This window comes from Actinomyces provencensis (assembly GCF_900155435.1).
Lineage (GTDB): Bacteria > Actinomycetota > Actinomycetes > Actinomycetales > Actinomycetaceae > Pauljensenia > Pauljensenia provencensis.
The window spans coordinates 1123887-1141508 of sequence record NZ_LT700212.1 but is presented as its reverse complement, the minus strand read 5'-3'; the positions used below and the strand labels follow the sequence as shown (position 1 = coordinate 1141508).

At 70.8% G+C, this 17622-nt stretch carries 17 protein-coding genes; 11 read left to right on the top strand and 6 right to left on the bottom strand.

Features of this window, described 5'->3' with window-relative positions:
* Positions 1-2 precede the first annotated feature (2 nt).
* The gene (locus tag BQ9890_RS05000; protein WP_075889842.1) at positions 3-1838 is read right to left on the bottom strand and encodes an HNH endonuclease; all 1836 of its coding nucleotides are present in this window, start codon (positions 1836-1838) and stop codon (positions 3-5) included.
* A gap of 429 nt (positions 1839-2267) precedes the next feature.
* Positions 2268-2708, bottom strand: coding sequence for a hypothetical protein (locus BQ9890_RS04995; RefSeq protein ID WP_075889840.1), 441 nt, complete (start codon positions 2706-2708; stop codon positions 2268-2270).
* A gap of 341 nt (positions 2709-3049) precedes the next feature.
* Here BQ9890_RS04995 and BQ9890_RS14730 point away from each other — a divergent pair, with 341 nt between their 5' ends.
* The 4 genes from BQ9890_RS14730 to BQ9890_RS04975 all read left to right on the top strand — a co-directional run bounded on the left by BQ9890_RS14730 (position 3050) and on the right by BQ9890_RS04975 (position 6141).
* Complete coding sequence (locus tag BQ9890_RS14730; RefSeq protein WP_078062537.1) at positions 3050-3625, top strand: PadR family transcriptional regulator; 576 nt, start codon at positions 3050-3052, stop codon at positions 3623-3625.
* 1 nt (position 3626) lies between these two features.
* Positions 3627-4613: a permease prefix domain 1-containing protein gene (locus BQ9890_RS04985; RefSeq protein ID WP_075889838.1), complete on the top strand. Its 987-nt coding sequence runs from the start codon at positions 3627-3629 to the stop codon at positions 4611-4613.
* A 150-nt stretch (positions 4614-4763) separates the two neighbouring features.
* Positions 4764-5114, top strand: coding sequence for a TfoX/Sxy family protein (locus tag BQ9890_RS04980; protein ID WP_075889836.1), 351 nt, complete (start codon positions 4764-4766; stop codon positions 5112-5114).
* A 103-nt stretch (positions 5115-5217) separates the two neighbouring features.
* A complete protein-coding gene (locus tag BQ9890_RS04975) occupies positions 5218-6141 on the top strand; it encodes an NADP-dependent oxidoreductase (protein ID WP_075889834.1) in 924 nt (307 codons plus the stop codon).
* 26 nt (positions 6142-6167) lie between these two features.
* Here the strand turns inward: BQ9890_RS04975 and BQ9890_RS04970 are convergent, their stop codons facing one another.
* Positions 6168-7127 (bottom strand): DNA topoisomerase IB, encoded by a 960-nt coding sequence (locus BQ9890_RS04970; protein WP_075889832.1) that lies wholly within the window; start codon positions 7125-7127, stop codon positions 6168-6170.
* A gap of 296 nt (positions 7128-7423) precedes the next feature.
* Here BQ9890_RS04970 and BQ9890_RS04965 point away from each other — a divergent pair, with 296 nt between their 5' ends.
* The 4 genes from BQ9890_RS04965 to BQ9890_RS04950 are packed head-to-tail and all read left to right on the top strand — an operon-like array spanning position 7424 to position 10723.
* Positions 7424-8236: an ABC transporter ATP-binding protein gene (locus BQ9890_RS04965; RefSeq protein ID WP_075889830.1), complete on the top strand. Its 813-nt coding sequence runs from the start codon at positions 7424-7426 to the stop codon at positions 8234-8236.
* On the top strand, positions 8233-9027 hold the full coding sequence (locus BQ9890_RS04960) for an ABC transporter permease (RefSeq protein WP_075889828.1): 795 nt from the start codon (positions 8233-8235) through the stop codon (positions 9025-9027). The genes BQ9890_RS04965 and BQ9890_RS04960 overlap by 4 nt, the downstream gene beginning before the upstream one ends.
* Positions 9024-9746, top strand: coding sequence for an ABC transporter permease (locus BQ9890_RS04955; RefSeq protein ID WP_075889826.1), 723 nt, complete (start codon positions 9024-9026; stop codon positions 9744-9746). The genes BQ9890_RS04960 and BQ9890_RS04955 overlap by 4 nt, the downstream gene beginning before the upstream one ends.
* Positions 9743-10723 (top strand): ABC transporter substrate-binding protein, encoded by a 981-nt coding sequence (locus tag BQ9890_RS04950; RefSeq protein WP_075889824.1) that lies wholly within the window; start codon positions 9743-9745, stop codon positions 10721-10723. Before BQ9890_RS04955 ends, BQ9890_RS04950 begins: the two co-directional genes overlap by 4 nt.
* On the opposite strand, the gene BQ9890_RS04945 is transcribed toward BQ9890_RS04950, so the two are convergent.
* Entirely contained in the window at positions 10716-12257 is a 1542-nt protein-coding gene (locus tag BQ9890_RS04945) for an MFS transporter (RefSeq protein WP_075889822.1), read from the bottom strand. The genes BQ9890_RS04950 and BQ9890_RS04945 overlap by 8 nt on opposite strands.
* Positions 12258-12988: 731 nt before the next feature.
* Between BQ9890_RS04945 and BQ9890_RS04940 the strand changes: the two genes are divergently transcribed.
* Positions 12989-13456: a VOC family protein gene (locus tag BQ9890_RS04940; protein WP_075889820.1), complete on the top strand. Its 468-nt coding sequence runs from the start codon at positions 12989-12991 to the stop codon at positions 13454-13456.
* A 63-nt stretch (positions 13457-13519) separates the two neighbouring features.
* On the opposite strand, the gene BQ9890_RS04935 is transcribed toward BQ9890_RS04940, so the two are convergent.
* Together BQ9890_RS04935 and BQ9890_RS04930 are read right to left on the bottom strand one after the other, a co-directional pair.
* Positions 13520-14692: a winged helix DNA-binding domain-containing protein gene (locus BQ9890_RS04935; RefSeq protein WP_075889818.1), complete on the bottom strand. Its 1173-nt coding sequence runs from the start codon at positions 14690-14692 to the stop codon at positions 13520-13522.
* 117 nt (positions 14693-14809) lie between these two features.
* Positions 14810-16249 carry a YibE/F family protein gene (locus BQ9890_RS04930; RefSeq protein ID WP_075889816.1) on the bottom strand — a complete coding sequence of 480 codons (1440 nt, stop codon included), beginning with the start codon at positions 16247-16249 and terminating at the stop codon, positions 14810-14812.
* A 160-nt stretch (positions 16250-16409) separates the two neighbouring features.
* Between BQ9890_RS04930 and BQ9890_RS04925 the strand changes: the two genes are divergently transcribed.
* Together BQ9890_RS04925 and BQ9890_RS04920 are read left to right on the top strand one after the other, a co-directional pair.
* Complete coding sequence (locus tag BQ9890_RS04925) at positions 16410-17057, top strand: hypothetical protein (protein WP_075889814.1); 648 nt, start codon at positions 16410-16412, stop codon at positions 17055-17057.
* A complete protein-coding gene (locus BQ9890_RS04920) occupies positions 17057-17611 on the top strand; it encodes a hypothetical protein (protein WP_075889812.1) in 555 nt (184 codons plus the stop codon). The genes BQ9890_RS04925 and BQ9890_RS04920 overlap by 1 nt, the downstream gene beginning before the upstream one ends.
* Positions 17612-17622 lie beyond the last annotated feature (11 nt).

Sequence of the window (17622 nt, the reverse complement as noted above, 5' to 3'; positions counted from 1 at the left end):
GGTCAGGCGGCGGGTGCTCTGCTGCGGGGTTGGGGCATGTGGGGACCGTGGGGTCTGTCGGTGTCGGTGTGGGTGGTGGTTTCGGCTGTGTCCTCGCCGGTGTCTGGGGTGTCGCTGGTGTTGGCGGTGTCTCGGGCGTCTCGGGTGTGGGTGGTGTAGTGGGGTAGTGGTGGGGGTCGGGTGGTGTGGGTGTGCCCGGTGGGCGTGGTGGTGGTGATGGTTGCGTCGGGCTCGGGCTGGGCGTGCCACCGGGGTGCTTCTTTGGCTTGGTTGCAGTGGATGCACAGGCCTTGGGCGTTGTCGGCGGTGGTGGGGCCGGCGTTGCGTACGGGGGTGACGTGGTCGATGTGGGCGATGGGGGCGCCGCACCAGGGGGTGCGGCAGGTGTTGTCGTCGCGGGCGGTGATGAAGCGGCGCAGTCCTGTGGGGAAGATGCGGCGTGTCGACTCCATGTGGATGAGTTGCCCGGTGTGGGGGTGGGCGTAGAGGCGGCGGATCCAGTGGCGGGTCTCCTCATCCAGCCCCTCATCCGGACTCTGGTCCTGGTCAGCACCTGTGCCTGCGTCAGTGTCCGTGTGTGGGCGGGTGGTTGCGCCGCTCCCGGTCCCGGGGTCCGTCTCAGCCCCACGTCTCGCATCCGTTCCGGGATCTGTGTCGGTGCCAGGGTGCGTGTCGGTCCCGGGGATCGTGTCGCTCCCGGGGTGCGTGCCGACGGTGCTGGTGCTGGTGCTGGTGCTGGTGCTGGGGGTGTCTGTGAGGGTGATGAGTCGTCGGGCCACTGCTGGGGGGATGGGGCCGAATCCTGTGAGGCGGGCGGGGGTGTCACCGTCGGCGAGGAGGGTGTCGTCGGTGATGACCAGTTGGATCTCGAGGGGGACTGCACTGGCGGTGGTCTGTCCGGTGATACGGGTGACGAGGGTGTCGGCCATGACCTGTCCGCGTCCGCGGGGGTCTCCTGCGGCTCGGGCTCTCTCGACCTCACGCAGGAGGGTGGCGTGTACTGCGGCGCCCTGGGCGACGGGCAGGAGGGCTGTGAGGACGGTCATGCAGTCGGGGGCAGGGCGGACGGAGACCCTGCGTTCACTCTCGGCGCGTGCGATGTGGGTCACGACGCCGTGGGGGTCCAGGGCGTAGGCCACTTCGCGGGCTCGGGCTGCGACTTCACGGTTGGACCAGGTGGGGAGGTCTGTGGCGAGGGTGTGGTCCGCTGCCAGGCGTTGGGCCGGGTCCAGGCACGCGGTCTCGCGGGCCACGAGGGTTGCGCGGTACTCACTGATGCGCCCGGCCGAGAGGTGGGCCATGGTGTGGGGGAGTTCGGTGGTCAGGGCGGTGGCGAGTCCGAGGAGTGTGCTGGCGCGGTGGGGGGACTCCCGGCGTGCCAGGGCGAGCTCACTGATGACACTGCGGTGTGCTGCTTCGCGTTGGCGGGGGGTGCTGGCCTCGTGCAGGCGGGTGTCCTCCAGGGCGAGGGCGGCGTGGGCCTGGAGTGCGCAGCACTGGTTCTTGAGGGTTTCCAGGTGGGTGATGAGGTCCACGAGTTCCACGTCGGTGCAGTCGGGGACCTGATCGGTGATCGCCTCGACCAACGCGGACAGCTCCACCACCTGGGACAGTTGCGTCACCTGGGACAGGTCCACCACCTGGGACGGTTCCGCCACCGCAGACGGACCCGCCACCGCGGGCAGGTCCGCCAGCGCGGCTCGGTCTGATGTGTGGGGCAGTTCTGTGACCCCACGCAGTTCTGTGGTCCCACGCAGTTCTGTGGTCCCACGCAGTGCTGCGTCCCCGGGGGGTGCATCCCCGGGGGTGGTGTGTCGCAGGCGGGTGGGTGGTTCCATGACCCCACTGTATTCGAACAGGTGTTCGACGGTCCAGTGTTTTCTTCAATCTGTGGACAACTGTTTCGAGGGTGTCCCGCCTGTGGACAACCATTGACCCGGATGGCGACGAGGCCCCGGGCGTGGCATCCACGAAATGACCCTCCAGGCGGCCGATCCGCCAGCTCAGGAGCCTGTCGAACCTCGGGCCCGCCAGCCCGCCTGCTCAGCAGCCTGTCCAACCGTGAGCCCAGCAGCCTGTCCAACCGTGAGCCCAGCAGCCTGTCCAACCGTGAGCCCAGCAGCCTGTCCAACCGTGAGCCCAGCAGCCTGTCCAACCGCCAGCCCGCCTGCTCAGCAGCGTGTCGAACCTCGGGCCCGCCAATCCGCCAGCCCGACGAGTCAGCGCTTGTCCCCCGGTGCGGCCTGCCACCGGTCGAACGATGCGGGTCAGGAGTAGGTCACCAGCTCGACAGCGGGGTGGGCGTTGCCCCGGAGGCGGCGATGCCTGAGAACCCTCCGGTCCCGGATGTCCGACTCGGTCCTGCGCACCACGGGTCCCCGCGTGACGTGCTCGATGAAACGGAGGTTCTCGGTCGCGGGTGGGCGGCCGTAGGAGTACCACTCCCACAGGACGCGTCGGGCGTCGCCGATGCAGAACTCCGACGCGGTGATCCGGACGTCCGAGGGTTCCCAGACCGAGAGCAGCTCGCCTCCGGTGAAGTGCACCAGGAGCTCCCCGGATGAGCCCAGCCCACAGGCGGCAGGCAGGTGGAAGTTGTCGAAGGGCTTGCCGAAGAAGTCGCCGAAGACCCGGAGTGTGCCTCCGTGGACGTGGCCGGCGCGCGCCAGTTCGTCCCAGTTGGTGACGTCCTGCGAAGAGGGCTCCATGCATACATTCTCCACCGTTCTCACGGGCAATGTCAGCGTGCGTCGACGTGTCGGATGACGTGACCTGACGCCCGGAGTGCGCCGACCCGTGGGCCGATCCGTTGCTGGCTCTCCAAGATGCTGGACAGGTGGCCGCGGAGTACCGGGACTCCGCTGTCTCCCTCCGTCGAGGTGGGGTCGTCCACGTCTCGCCGAGACGTTTCCCTGCACGGGAGGAGGGACGCGAGCGGACGCTCTGTCGGCGTACCCCGCTGTGGACGCCTGCCCGCACGGGAGGAGGAGTGCGAGCCGCCGACATCCAGTCTTGCCAATAATGTGTGCGACACAGTATTGTGGTCGGCATGGACGAAGGGTTCAGCGCTCACCTGCAGGAGCTGCGTCGCGGCACGATCGTGCTGGCGTGCCTGGAGTTGCTGCGCATCCCCGGGTACGGGTACGGCCTGCTCCAGGAACTGGAACACCGAGGCTTCACGACCGATGCGAACACGCTGTACCCGCTGCTGCGGCGGCTCCAGAAGCAGGGCTTCCTCACCAGCGAGTGGAACACCGACGAGGCCCGGCCTCGCAAGTTCTACCGGACCTCACCCGACGGGGAGCGTCTGGGCGAAGCGCTGGGACGGGAATGGCAGGAGCTCAGCGACTCGATCACGCAGCTCACGAACGGATCGCCCGCCGGGGCGATGCCGGCATCAGGCCCGGCAACTCCGGCACCCGACAGAGGAACCCCGGCACCCGACCTGGCAACGCCTGCACCCGGTCCTGCCGGGGCGCCAGCCTCCACGCAGGTCGGTCAGACACATGACGACCCACCACACGACGCACATGCCTCCGGAGGGCCGCCGCAGGACACCTCGTCCGGCGTGCCGTCCCCCTCCGAGCATCGCCCGAGCACCGCACCGACGGACCAGGAGCACTGACATGGACGCCACCCCGCACCCCGACCCGCGCACCACCCCGGACACCGGCCTCACCGAGCGCTACCTCGACGCGACCGCCCGGAGCCTCCCGGCGGAGGCCCAGGACGACGTGCGCAACGAACTCAGGGCCTCCATCGACGAGGCCATCGAGACCCGTACCGAACAGGGGGAGGACCTCCAGGAGGCCGAACGTGCGGTGCTGAACGAACTCGGTGACCCGGCGGCCCTGGCCGCGGGATTCGCCGACCGGCCCCTGCAGCTGATCGGGCCCCGCTACTTCCTCGCCTGGTGGCGTCTCCTGAAGCTGTTGCTCACCATCGTGCCGGTCACGGTCTTCGCCGTGGTCATTCTCGGGCAGTCCCTGGCGGGCGCCCCCATCGGTCAGGTCATCGGACAGTCGGTGGCTGCGGGACTGCTCGTCGCCCTGCACATCTGCTTCTGGGTGACGCTGGTGTTCGCAGCCATGGAACGCGCGGGCGCTGATGCGGGTGCCCCCTGGGACGTCGACCGGCTCCCGGAGCCGAAGGAGGTCGGCAGCGGACGCTCCGACATGGTCGCCTCCCTGTCGCTCCTCGCCCTCGCCGCGGCCGCCATCGCCTGGGACGGCACGCTGGGCCTCGTGCGTGTGGGTGGTGAGTCCCTGCCCTTCCTCAACCCCGCGTTGTGGCCGTGGGTGGTCGCGGCGCTGCTCGTCCTGATCGGCCTGGAGGCGCTCCTGGCCGTCGTCGTCCACGCCCGGGGGCACTGGACCGCGGGCCTCGCAGTCGTCAACACCGCTCTTGCCGTCCTCTTCGTCAGCTGGACACTGACGCTGCTGGGGCGCGGGATCCTCGTGAATCCCGCCCTCGTGGACTTCCTGTCCGACATCGGAGGGGTGGACCGGGAGACCTGGCGCATCCTCGGTGTTCTCCTCGGGTTCGGGGTCGTCGGGATCTCACTCTGGGACGTGGTCGATGCCTGGCTGAAGGCCCGCCGAGCCGCGCGCTGAACGCCCGTTCCCCGTCGGGTGCCCGCCGCACGTGCGCGTGACCCCGGGCGTCACGCCGTGGGGTGGGCGGGGGTTCCCTCCCGTGTCCGCGGACATCGACGAGGGCGGCGCGCCCTCGCAGGTCGGGCGCTCGGGCCATAGGCTCACAGCATGGCCACCCGCGAGGAGGACGTCGACCACATCCGTGACCAGCTGGCCCCGTTGCCGGTGGCGGTCCGGCGGATGTTCGGCGACTACGCGCTGTACCTGGACGGGCGGGTCCTGGGGTTCGTCACCGATGGTGTGCTGTGCCTGAAGATCACCTCCTTCCACGACCCACGTCTGACGGAGGACCTCAAGGGTGAGGCGTACACGGGGTCCAGGCAGTACTGGCGGATCACGGGGGACATGTTGGAGGACCGGGAGTGGCTCCAGCACGTCGTGGGGGAGACGGCTGCGCGGGTGCCGACCCGCGCTGAGGGCAAGCGGGCCGTGAGGAGACGGTCCCAGCGGCGCCAGTGAGGCGCGTGCGCGGAGGCGGGTCGGCCCGCTGGTCCCCCTCCCTCGGTGGCGTGCCGGACCCCGTGCGTGGAATGCCCCGACCCGCGTCGACGTTGTACAGGTCATGCGAGCGCTGACGTACTCCCACTACGGGGAGCCCCATGTCCTGTACCTCTCCGACGTGCCCGTCCCGAAGGTGGGACCCGGATGCGTCCTGGTCAAGGTCCACCGGGCGGCGGTGAACCCCGTGGACTGGAAGCTCATGGCGGGTGGCCTGGACAGGCTGCTCGACGTCGTCTTCCCCGTCGTCCCCGGCTGGGACGTCTCCGGTGAGATCGCGGCACTGGGACCCGACGTGCCCGAGTTCGAGGTGGGGGACCGGGTGGCCTCCTACGCGCGCAAGGACGTCGTGTCCGGGGGGACCTTCGCCGAGTACGTCGCGGTCCCCGCGACATCGGTCGCGCACGTGCCCGACGGTGTCGCTCTCGGCGTCGCCGCGGCGCTGCCACTGACGGGACTCACGGCGCTCCGGTGCGTGGAGACGCTCGGCATCACCGGACAGGACACGGTCCTCATCCACGCAGCGTCCGGCGGGGTCGGGTACATCGCCTCACAGCTGGCCGTGGCGACCGGGGCGACGGTCATCGGCACCGCCTCACCGCGCCACCACGACAAGCTGCGGGCCGTCGGGGTGACGCCGCTGGCCCACGGTGATGGCCTGACCGAGAGGATCCGGGAGGTCGCGCCGGCTGGCGTCTCCGCCGTGCTCGACCTGGTCGGTGGGGTCCTCGGGACGACGCTCGCGGTACTTGGCGAGGGCGGCCGACACGTGTCCATCGCGGATCCCGCAGTGGAGGAGCACGGAGGGCAGTGGATCTGGGTGCGACCCGACGGGCCACGTCTGACCCACCTGCTGGACCTCGTCGCGCAGGGCGCCCTGGACGTCGACGTCGACCGGACCTTCCCCCTGGAGAGTGGCGCGGAGGCACTGGAACTCAGTCGTTCCGGGGCCGCCCGGGGAAAGATCGTCCTCACGGTGACGGACTGAGATGGAAGGTGGCGACGGGCCACTGCTCACCCGGTGAGCAGGGCCAACACCTTGCGGTCGGTGGGCCGGCCACGGATCACCCTGCCCTTCTCGAAGAGCTCGATGACCAGGGGGTCGATGTAGGAGTCACGTGCCACCGCGGGGGTGTTGTGCAGGTACTCCGCCGTCGCCCTGACCGCGGCGACCACCGCCGCGGGTGACGTCTCGCCGGTGGTGGCGGCTGCAGACAGGGCACCGGCAGCCACCACGGTGCCCTGCCAGGTGCGGAAGTCCTTGGCGGTGAAGTGCCCGCCGCACACCTCTCCCAGGTAGGTGTTGATGTCGGCGGCCGACACCCCGTGCCAGAGACGCCTGCGACCCTGCTGTTCGGGCCAGCACACCGCGGGCGCGGACCCGGGCGTTTTGGGTCGGTTGGTGAAGAAGGCCGCGAGATCGGCATCGGTCGAGCGCACGTCCCACTCACTCCCGGACTTCCCGCGGAACACCAGGTGGACGGTGTCGCCCCTGACCTCCACGTGACGACGCCGCAGGGTGCTGGCCCCGAAGGACCCGTTCTCCTCCGCGTACTGCTCGCCACCCACCCGCAGCGCCATCGAGTCGATCATCCGCACGGCGGCCGCCAGTGCGCGGCGGCGCTCGTCGTGCCCCCGCAGGTCCTTGGTCACCCGGCGCCTCACCGAGGGCAGGAGATCGGCGAAGGCCACTGCGCGCAGGAACTTCTCGCGGTCGCGCTGCTCGCGCCACGCCGGATGGTAGAGGTACTGGGTGCGGCCGGCCTCGTCGACACCGGTCGCCTGGATGTGGGCGTCGGCGTCAGCTGCGATCCACACCTCCTGCCAGGCGGGTGGGATGACGAGCGCGCGGATCCGCTCCAGCTGCTCGGCGTTCGTGACGCGTCGACCGTTGGCACCCCAGTAGGTGAACCCGCTCCCGGCCCGCCGCCGGGTGAACCCGCCGGAGCCGACCTCCACGCGGTGGACCTTCATGTGATGACTCCCATCCGACCAGTGAAACAGTGCGGCGACCACCCCGCGCGCGCAGGGGCGGGCAGCGCGCAGGTGAGAGCACCGCACGCGGCCGGGCCCGCCCACCACCTCGCCCCACGCACCGCCGGGCCCGGCGGACGTACCGCCCCACCCTGCGTCCTCCACCCAGCGCGCGCACCCAAGGGGCCCTCCACTAGCGTGGACAGGAGCCCGGCCCTGCAGTCGACACGATCTGGGGTCGACACCGTCCACGACCGACACACCCCGCCACCACCCAGATCCCAGGAAGGCGGCCCATGATCCGCTTCGAGCACGCCGGAAAGACCTACCCGGACGGCACCGTCGCCGTCGGGGAGTTCACCCACACGATGCCCTCCCACGCCTGCGTGGTCCTGGTGGGGACCAGTGGGTCCGGCAAGACGACGCTCCTGCGCATGGTCAACCGCATGGTGGACCCCACCCGGGGCCGCGTCCTCATCGACGAGGACGACGTCGCCGACCTCGACCCCGTCGACCTGCGTCGTCGCATCGGGTACGTCATCCAGTCAGGCGGCCTCCTCCCACACCGCAGCGTGCTGGACAATGTCGCCACCGTCCCCCTGCTCGAGGGGAGCCCGAGGCGCAGTGCCCACGAGCGCGCGCGGGAGCTGCTCGACCTCGTCGGCCTCGATCCCGCACTGGGGGAGCGCTACCCCTGGCAGCTCTCGGGCGGCCAGCAGCAGAGGGTCGGAGTGGCGCGGGCGCTGGCGGCCGATCCGAACATCCTCCTCATGGACGAGCCCTTCGGCGCGGTCGACCCCATCGTGCGCCGGGAACTCCAGGACGAACTCGCCCGCCTCCAGCGCGACCTCGGCAAGACCATCCTCTTCGTCACCCACGACATCGACGAGGCCTTCCGGCTGGGCGACGAGGTGGTGGTGCTGCGCCCCGGCGGGGAGGTCGCCCAGGCGGGCACACCCGCCGAGATCCTCGCCCACCCCGCCGACGCCTTCGTGGAGGCCTTCATCGGCGCGGGCTCCTCCTCGCGCACACTCCACGTGGAGGACCACGCCGGCACCCGCGTCGTCGTGGACCGGTCAGGCCGTGTCTCGGGGGTGCTGGCACCGTGACCTGGCTCCTGGACAATTCCCGCACGGTCCTCTCCCTGCTGGGATCCCACGTGGTCCAGGCCGGTGTGGCCGTGCTCGCCGCCTTCGTGATCGCCGTGCCCCTGGCGCATCTGGCAGCGCGACGCGGCTGGCTGCGCGGCGTGGTCGAGACCGGCTCCGGCCTCATGTACGCCATCCCCTCCCTGCCGTTGCTCGTCGTGCTCCCCCTGGTGCTCGGCACCGGGCTGCGCAGCGTCGTCAATGTGGTGGTGGCCCTGACGATCTACGGACTCGCGCTCATGGTGCCCCAGGCCTGTGCCGCCTTCCGCAGCGTGGACCGCCAGGTGCTCGACTCCGCCACTGCAGTGGGCTACGGGTCCCGCGCCCTCTTCGCCCGCGTCGAACTGCCACTGGCAGGCCCCGCCCTGCTGGGCGGGCTCAGGGTCGTCTCCATGAGCACCATCGCCCTGGTCACCATCGGTGGCGTGCTGGGGGTGCCGAGCCTTGGCATGCTCTTCGTCGACGGGTTCCAACGGGGCATCCTCGCCGAGATCCTCTCCGGTCTGGTCCTCACCGTCCTCCTCGCACTGGCGGCAGATGCGGCCCTGGTGGGGCTCGGTCGTGTGCTCATGCCGTGGACGCGCACGTCGCGGAAGGGGAGACACGCCCACGGACACGTCGGCCGTCCCACGGCGCCCCACCAGCCCGGTGTGTCGCGGCAGCCCGGGCAACTCGACCAGCTCGCGGTCCCGGACCAGCCCGCACCGCCCGAACAGTCCGGCCGGTCCACCCACCCCGGGGTGCGGGCATGAACCAGATCCTCCTCGCCTGGCAGTGGCTCCTCGACCCGGCTCACCTGACGGGCCCGTCCGGCATCCTCACGCGCACGACCCAGCACCTGGGACTCACCGCCCTGGGGGTGGGAGTGGCCGCCCTCGTCGCGGTGCCCCTGGGTCTGTGGGTGGGTCACAGCGGACGAGGGCGGGGCCTCGTCATCGCCACCACGGGCGCTGCGCGCGCCATCCCGACCCTCGGCCTGGTGACCCTGTTCGGGCTGGCGTTCGGCATCGGCATGACCGCGCCCGTCCTGGCCCTGGTCGTCCTGGCGGTGCCCGCCCTGGTCGTCGGCGCGTGCTCGGCATGCGAGGCGGCCGGGCGGGACGTCGTCGATGCGGCCCGCGCCCAGGGAATGACCGAGTGGCAGCTCCTCACACGCGTCGAGCTCCCCCTCGGTGCGCCACTCCTGGTGGCGGGCCTGAGGTCCGCCACCCTCCAGGTCGTCTCCACCGCCATGCTCGCCGCCTACGTCGGCAGCGGGGGACTCGGCCGCTTCATCTTCCTGGGGCTCAAGACCCATGACTACCCCCAGATGCTCGCAGGGTCGTTCCTGGTGATCCTGCTCGCCGTGGTCCTCGACCTCGGCCTCGCCCTCGTCCAACGTCTCAGCGCGCCGCCGGCCCCGGGACGGGCCCGTGAGAGGCGACGCAGCCCCCGACCCGCCATCCCCGCAACGGAAGGATCCACCCCATGAAGCACCTCCGCACCGCCCGCGTCCACGGCACGTCACGCACCCGAGCCGTGATCGGCGTGCTCGCCGCCTCCGCCCTCGCCATGGGGGCCGCCGCCTGCTCGAACGCCGATCCCACCCAGGACCCGGCGTCGGGGACCCAGAGCCGGGAGGACGAGGGTGCCGCCCAGTCGGATGACGGCGCTGCGGTCGTCATCGGCTCCCAGGCCTACTACTCCAACGAGATCATCGCCGAGCTCTTCGCCCAGGTCCTCGAGCACGAGGGGGTGACCGTGCAACGCGAGTACCAGATCGGTCAGCGCGAGGTGTACATGCCCGAACTGGAGTCCGGGGCGATCGACATCATGCCCGAGTACACCGGGAACCTGCTGCAGTACTACGACGCCTCCGCCCCCTCAGGATCGCCCGAGGAGATCGCCGACCAGCTGAACGCGGCACTGCCCGAAGCGCTGACGGCGCTGCCCTTCGCGCAGGCCAGCGACCAGGACTCCTTCGTCGTGACCCGCGAGTTCGCCCAGGACAACGGCCTCACCTCGGTGGCGGACCTGGCGAAGGTCGGGGGGAGTGTGAAGATCGCGGCCAACAGTGAGTTCGAGGCGCGCCCCTACGGGCCCCAGGGTCTGAAGGACACCTACGGGGTGGATGTCGAGCTGGTCCCCGTCGAGGACTCCGGTGGTCCCCTGACCGTGAAGGCCCTGCTGGACGGGACGGTGCAGGTGGCGGACATCTACTCCGCCGACCCGGCGATCGCGGCCAACCACCTCGTGACGTTGACGGACCCGGAGTCCCTGGTGCTGCCCCAGAACGTCGTGCCCATCGTCTCCCAGCGCGTGGACCAGGGCGCCCGTGACGCGATTCGCACGGTCACGGACGCCCTGGGCACGGAGGAGCTGATCGAGCTCAACGCCCGCAGTGTGGATGAGCAGGCGTCCTCCGCCGACATCGCCTCCGCGTGGTTGACGCAGAAGGGACTCATCTGAGTCCGGCCGGAGCCTCCTGTTCCGCGGGGAGCTCCTGGTCCAGGGGCATCTCGGAGAGGTCCAGGTGCGGGTTGTCGTCCTGCCCGGCGACGAGCTCGCGGGCCTCGGCGTGCGTGGCCACGGACGGCATGGACCCGGGCAACGGGCGACGGGCCGACTCGGTCATGAACCACACGCCGACGGCGCCGACCACGGACATGCCCATCATGTAGAAGGCGGGGGAGAGCTGGTTGCCGGTGGCCTGGAGGATGGACTCGATGATGAGGGGCGAGGTTCCTCCGAAGACGGCCACGGCCACGTTGTAGGACACACCCATCCCGCCGTAGCGCGCGGAGGTCGGGAACAGGGCCGGGAGTGCGGAGGCCAGGTTCGACACGTAGAGGGTCACGGGCACCGCGATGAGGGAGAGCCCCGCCAGCGTGGACCAGACGGCTCCGTGTGCCAGGAGCAGGAAGGCGGGCACGGAGAGCACCACGGCGCTGGCCGAGCCCAACCACAGCACGGGGCGGCGCCCGATGCGGTCCGAGAGTCGCCCGGCCAGCGGGATGCACAGGGACATGACCACCAGCACCGGGATCGTCAGGAGTGTCCCGTGGATGGGGTCGTAGCCGAGGGTGTCGGTGAGGTAGGTCGGCATGTAGCTGGTGAGGGCGTAGGCCGAGGTGTTGGCGGCCGCGACCAACATGATGGCGATGAGGATGGGGCGCCAGTGCGTGCGCACCAGGTCAGAGGTGCTCGAGGGCGCGTCGTCGGGGCGGTCGGTGCCCGCGGCCTCCTGGGCGTCCAACTGGGCCTGGAAGGCGGGGCTCTCCTCGATCTTCATGCGGAAGTGGATGGCGACGGCGCCCAGTGGGCCGGCCACCAGGAAGGGGATGCGCCAGGCGCCGTCGAGGATCGCCTGCTGACCCAGGGTGAGTTGGAGGACGGAGACCACCGCGGCACCCACGGCGAAGCCCATGTAGGACCCGGTGTCGAGGATGGAGGCGAAGAACCCGCGCCTGCGGTCCGGCGCGTACTCGCTGACGAAGGTCGTGGCACCCGCGTACTCGCCACCCGTGGAGAAGCCCTGGAGCAGCTTGAGGACGACCAGGAGCACCGGGGCGAGGGCGCCGATGGTTGCGTAGGTCGGCAGCAGGCCGATGGCGAAGGTGGAGGCGGCCATCAGCATGAGCGTGGCGGCGAGGACCTTCTGGCGTCCGATCCGGTCCCCCAGGCGACCGAGGATGACGCCGCCGATGGGACGGGCCACGTAGGTGGAGGCGAAGACACCCAGGGAGAAGAGGACCTGGACCGAGGGGTCTGCGGTGGGCAGGAACACCTGGCCCATGACGACGGCGAGGTATCCGTAGACACCGACGTCGTACCACTCCATCGTGTTGCCGACGACCGTGCCGGTGACGGCTCGTCGCATCAGTGGCTGGTCGACCACGTTGACGTCGGAGACCTCCAGTCTGCGTGGCAGGTGGGAGAGGTGGCGCCGGTGCGGCGCGGGAGTGGACGTGGATGTGTCGGACTGATGGGCACGTGTGCTCATGGGCTCCTCGGGGCAGGCGCGCAGTCTGCTTCGCGGGCGGCGTGCCTCGCGGAAGGGCGATCCCGGAACGGTGTCCAGGGATCGCGCGGGCGGGACCGGCGTGGGAGGAGCCTTCGGATCCCCGGGGGATCGACGAGGGCGGCACGGTCCGACTGTGCGCTGCACCGGGTCCGCTGGACCCGGCGTGTCGCCACGGCGCCCGTCCGGCGCCGCTCGTGAGCGACCCGTCGACCGTACCCGGGGTGGTGAGACCCGTGCAAGATTGCGTGATCCTCCTCACCTGCACGGATGGTCGTCCGGGGCCATGCCCGGGATTCGCGGCGGGACGTGGGTCGGGGTCTGGGAGAGGCGTTCCTGGGCACTGCGTGGAAGATCCTTTGCCCAACACCGTTCCGGGGGAGGTGGGGTCCCGGGGTGGGTCTCCGCAGTGTCGTCAGCGGTCCCGCGGCAGACAATGCGGATGGCCGCCAGAGATGCTCCTCGTGTTCCCGCAGGTCACAGCCGAGCCCATCTTCCACGCCCACGTCGAGGCACGGACATTGTCTGTCGCGGCGGTCGTGGCATCGCGACGGGGCGTGCTTCGGGACTCGGGCGGGGCGTGCTTCGGGACTCGGGCGGGGCGTGCCTCGGGGGGATGCGCGCGGGCACGGGGGCACGGGCGCGGGCACGGGCTCGGTGCACCGTCCGGGGCCCGACAGGCGTCCGGGCCGGGTCATCCCTACGCTGTGTGCATGGACAACGACGCACCCACTGACGGGTCGACGCCGCCCGTCCTCCAGCTCCGCCTGGTCGTCGAGGCCGAGGACTACGCCGCGGCGGTCGCGTTCTACCGCGACGTCCTCGGCCTGCCCGAGCACGCGGCCTTCGAAGCGGACGGTGACGCAAGGGTCACGATTCTCGAGGCCGGTCGTGCCACGCTCGAGATCGCCAACCCGGCACAGGTGAGGATGATCGACGCCGTCGAGGCCGAGGGACGGCCCAGTGCGCGTCTGCGTGTCGCCTTCGAGGTGACCGACGGCGAGGGCATGACTCGACGTCTGGTGGAGGGTGGAGCCGAGCTGGTCGCGGAACCGCGTGAGACCCCGTGGAGGTCCCTCAACTCGCGCCTGCAGGGGCCCGCCGGCCTCCAGCTCACCCTGTTCGAGGAGCTCGAGGACCTCGACACCAGGCAGGAGCGCCCGGGCTTCAAGCGCCCCTGACCCCGGTCGGCCCGGGTGCCGACTGATGGTGCCCGCCGACCCCGCCGACCCCGACGACGACCCTCAGCCCAGGGACCACGCCCGGGCGGCGCGGTCGACGGCGAGCCTCGTGCGGGCGGGGACGTCCTCGACGAGGTCGACCTCGGCGGTCGCCGGTCGACCCGCCCGAGGGGGACGCATCCCCCAGGTCCCCACGACGCGCCCGTCCACGAGCACCGCCGGTCGGAACACGCCGTTGTTCCCGGGCACCAATGCCTGCAGCATGGTGGGTGAGGCGATCAGAGAGCGCTCCGCGTGACCCAGCACCCACTCGTCGAAGGCCGGGAGCAGTCGGACCCCGCTCGGTGGGTTGTCAGTGAGGCCCTCCGCAGGATCAGCGGGTGCAGCCCCAGCAGTGGCCGAGGCTTCGGGCGGGGCGGCGTCGTACGCAGTACCACCGGCTCGCGCCCCACCAGCCCAGGCCCCGCCCGTCCGTGCATCATCCACGACGACGAGGGCGGGTACACCCTCCATCTGGACCTCGACCAGGTCCTCCACCTCGGACAGGGCCCGGCGCAGCATGCCCCTGGGGAGCTTGGTCCACCACGCGAGATCGGCCTCGGTGACAGGACCGCGGGCCAGCACGTAGCCGCGGACCACCTCCACGAGGGCATCCTCCGGGTCCGACTCCTTCGGCGCGGGGGAGAGTGCGAGCAGCTGGGCGGTGCCATCAGGCGCGAAGGGGCCCCAGTGGATGTGCCCGGCCACGGCGAGGTGCATGAGCAGGTGGTAGCCCGGGCCCCCGCGCGTCGCGATGCCGGCTGCCTCCCACAGGTCGAGGGCCTCAGCGCGACCGAGGGGACGTTCGGACAGTGCGGTCCCCAGCACCTCCCACGCCTTCTCGATGGTCGCGTCCCCGAGGCCGAGCTCTGCTCGCCGTCTGGTGGTGGCACGGTGGATGCGGGGTCCGGTGATCTGCAGGAGTGTGGCCAGGTGCTGGGGCGTGGTGGCGAAGAGGGTGCCGCGCATCGGCCAGGAGCGCACCAACTCACCTCGGTCGAAGGCTGCCCGGACATCGGCGACCGTGGTGCCCGGGGCTGATCGCAGGGCGATCGCCCGCAGGACGGCTCCGAGGTTCTGGCCCTGGAGGGCCACCGCGCGGTCGACGACCTCGGTCGGGGTCAGGGAGGATCCTGCGATCAGTTGGTTGCGGGCACGCAGGCGTCGGGCTCGGGTGGCTGTCAGCCTGACGGTCATCCCTCCACCGTAGGGGACGCCAGCTCCCAGCACCCGGCGTCGGGTCCGGACGGGGTGGTGCCGGGAGAGCAGGGACCTGCGGGGCTGCAACAGAGGGAGGGGTTCGTCGCGGTCCGATCAGTGGCGGGGGACGGGGGAGCGGCGGACATCGTCGGTGCCGGCACCGTCCCCGACACCCTCGTACGGGGCCCCCGAGTTCGCGTCGTCCTCGTGCGCGCCGTGGGTGTGGGTTCCCCCACCTTCGTGCACCCGTGCGGACACACGGGGGCTGCCCACCAGCGCCGCCGCGATGCCCGTGGTCAGGGGAATGGCGAGCACCAGGCCGATGGAGGCCACCGCGATGCCGACCAACTCCTGGGCGATGTCGTCATAGGTGACCAGGTCGGCCAGGCGGTGGTCGAGCGTCGAGGCGAGCATGAGGAGTCCCAGCGCGCCCCCGGCGTAGGCGAAGGCGATCGTGTAGACGGTGGAGGCGATGTGGTCGCGCCCGATGTGCATGGCCCGCACGAAGATGGTCCAGCGCGAATCCTCGGGAGCCGCGGCTCGCAGCTCCCACACGGAGGACGCCTGGGTGATGGTGACGTCGTTGAGCACACCCACCCCGCCCAGGACCATGCCGCACAGCAGGACTCCGCGGATGTCGACGTTCTGGGCGTAGTAGGCCAGCTGGGACATCTCCTCACTCCCCCCGGGGATCAGGTGTGCCGCGGGGATCGCCCATGCCGCCAGCAGGGTGACGACGGCGATGCCGGCGAAGGTCCCCAGCAGTGCGGTGGAGGACTTCACGGAGATCCCGTGGGCCAGGTAGACGACGATGAAGAGGACCGCACTGGCCGTGGTCAGCGCGACCGGTAGCGAAGGTTGTCCCGCCAGGAGGGCGGGAAGGGTGAAGAACCAGATGGTGGCCAGGGCTGCGACCAACCCGCACAGGGCTGCGAGGCCCTTGAGACGCGCAACGGCCACCACGAGGATGGCGAGGACGATCCCCAGGGCGACCAGGGGGACACCCCGGTGGAAGTCCATGAACATGTAGTCGGGTGTCGCAGCGGTTGCGGTCGGATCCGCGCCGAGGTCTGCACCGGAACCCGCGCCCGACTCCGTCCCTGGATCGAGCAGTGAACCGTCCTCGCCGGTTGCGCCGGACTCGCTCCCCGGGTCGAGTCCGGGATCGACGCCTGGGTCGAGGGCGCTGCCCCCGTCGTCGTAGGCGGGGATCTCGACCAGACGCATTCGGGCGCCGACGATGTCATCGGTGACCAGGGTCGGACCCATCTGGATGACCGTCTCCGTGCCGTCCTGGTCGAGGCGCACCCTCACCTCCGCGTTGACGCCGGTCTGGACGTCTCCGGGGCTCTCGATGTCCAGGACGGTGGCGGAGACCTCACGGGCGCCCTCGTAGAGGAAACTCCTGCGCTCGGGGAGGTCCGCGGAACTGGGCCAGAGCAGGACGAGGGCGAAGACGGTGACCATGAGGATGAGAGTCATGACGACGGCCAGGCTGATGACCACCGAGCGGCTGGCGGGTGCGGGACCGCCGTGGCCATGGGAGTGCGACATGTCGCCCACACTAGTTCGTCGGTCCGCATCAACCTCGCGGGTTCGCCCGGTCGGGGACCCAGGGTCTGGGGCGTCGGACCGGGGGAGGACTGCGACATGAACTCGCCTCCGAAAGGCTCAACCTTTGATTTCCTTGAATCAAGGTTCTAGACTTGTTGTCATGTTCGCGATGACTGTGGACCAACGGCGCTCCAGGGACGGCAGGGACCTGGTGCCCGACGCCCTGGGCGCCCTGGGGCGCGCCGTCCCCGAGCCGGTCCTTCCCTTCGAACGCACCGTGGGGGACGAGATCCAGGCGCTCCTGGGTCGGGGAGAGGACGTGGTCGCGACGTGCCGTCGCCTGCTGCGCGACCAGGAGTGGCATGTCGGCATCGGTGTCGGACCCGTCGAACTGCCACTGCCGGCCAGCACCCGGGAGGCCCGCGGCGAGGCCTTCATCCGCGCCCGCGAAGCCGTCGAGGAGGCCAAGTCCCTCACACCTTCCCTGCGTGTGCTGGGTGGCAACCGGTCAGACGAGGGGGCCCGCGACGCCGACGTGGTGTTGCGGCTGCTCGCCTCGATGTGGACCCGGCGCACGGCAGCCGGGTGGGACGCCGTCGATGCCGTGGAGGCGACGCGGGACGAGGGCGGGACGCACCAGCCCCTGCGTGACGTCGCCCAACGTCTCGCCATCACCCCACAGGCCCTGAGCCAGCGCCTCCGGACGGCGTCCTGGCAACTGGAGGTGGAGGCACTGCCCCTGGCAGCACGACTGCTGGATGCCGCAGGTGCACGGATGGCGGAGGAATGGGGAGGGGGGCAGCGGTGATGACGCACCAGATCCTGCAGGTGGTGATCGGCCTGGCCGTCATGGTGGTCAGCGCACTGACGGGCTGGCCACTCGTGATCGCGATCCTCTCGCGCAGCAGGGCCTCGGGGTCCCGCGAGGAGGACACGAAGGGGACCGGTGCGGAGCTGCCCGGGACGCCGGGGGGAGCGGATCACGCGGTGGGGGCCTCGACGAAGGCGTCCACCCCTGGAGCGGACACCGGCTCGGACACCGACACATGCACCGGCGCTGACACCGGGACCGGCAGAGGCAGGCCCGGCAGCGTGGACGGAGCGGCCAACTCCGAGGAGGCACACGGGCTGCGCGGGGGACTGTGGATCGGCCTGCTGGAACGCTTCGCCGCGACCGGTGCTGTGCTGCTGGGCGAGTACACGATCCTCGCCGCCATCGTGGCGGTCAAGGGACTGGGCCGATTCAGGGAGCTCTCCACCCCCGCTGCGTCGGAGCGGTTCGTGGTGGGGACGCTGGCGTCCCTGACCTGGTCCGTCCTCCTGGGTGTGATCGGGCGGGGCCTGCTGGCGCTCTTGGTGTGAATCCCGGTAGC

Coding starts and splice junctions, on each gene's coding strand:
- BQ9890_RS05000 (WP_075889842.1), bottom strand. CDS start 1,838: ATGGAACCACCCACCCGCCTGCGACACACCACCCCCGGGGATGCACCC.
- BQ9890_RS04940 (WP_075889820.1), top strand. CDS start 12,989: ATGGACAACGACGCACCCACTGACGGGTCGACGCCGCCCGTCCTCCAG.
- BQ9890_RS04985 (WP_075889838.1), top strand. CDS start 3,627: ATGGACGCCACCCCGCACCCCGACCCGCGCACCACCCCGGACACCGGC.
- BQ9890_RS04945 (WP_075889822.1), bottom strand. CDS start 12,257: ATGAGCACACGTGCCCATCAGTCCGACACATCCACGTCCACTCCCGCG.
- BQ9890_RS04930 (WP_075889816.1), bottom strand. CDS start 16,249: ATGTCGCACTCCCATGGCCACGGCGGTCCCGCACCCGCCAGCCGCTCG.
- BQ9890_RS14730 (WP_078062537.1), top strand. CDS start 3,050: ATGGACGAAGGGTTCAGCGCTCACCTGCAGGAGCTGCGTCGCGGCACG.
- BQ9890_RS04950 (WP_075889824.1), top strand. CDS start 9,743: ATGAAGCACCTCCGCACCGCCCGCGTCCACGGCACGTCACGCACCCGA.
- BQ9890_RS04975 (WP_075889834.1), top strand. CDS start 5,218: ATGCGAGCGCTGACGTACTCCCACTACGGGGAGCCCCATGTCCTGTAC.
- BQ9890_RS04925 (WP_075889814.1), top strand. CDS start 16,410: ATGTTCGCGATGACTGTGGACCAACGGCGCTCCAGGGACGGCAGGGAC.
- BQ9890_RS04935 (WP_075889818.1), bottom strand. CDS start 14,692: ATGACCGTCAGGCTGACAGCCACCCGAGCCCGACGCCTGCGTGCCCGC.
- BQ9890_RS04920 (WP_075889812.1), top strand. CDS start 17,057: ATGACGCACCAGATCCTGCAGGTGGTGATCGGCCTGGCCGTCATGGTG.
- BQ9890_RS04995 (WP_075889840.1), bottom strand. CDS start 2,708: ATGGAGCCCTCTTCGCAGGACGTCACCAACTGGGACGAACTGGCGCGC.
- BQ9890_RS04980 (WP_075889836.1), top strand. CDS start 4,764: ATGGCCACCCGCGAGGAGGACGTCGACCACATCCGTGACCAGCTGGCC.
- BQ9890_RS04965 (WP_075889830.1), top strand. CDS start 7,424: ATGATCCGCTTCGAGCACGCCGGAAAGACCTACCCGGACGGCACCGTC.
- BQ9890_RS04955 (WP_075889826.1), top strand. CDS start 9,024: ATGAACCAGATCCTCCTCGCCTGGCAGTGGCTCCTCGACCCGGCTCAC.
- BQ9890_RS04970 (WP_075889832.1), bottom strand. CDS start 7,127: ATGAAGGTCCACCGCGTGGAGGTCGGCTCCGGCGGGTTCACCCGGCGG.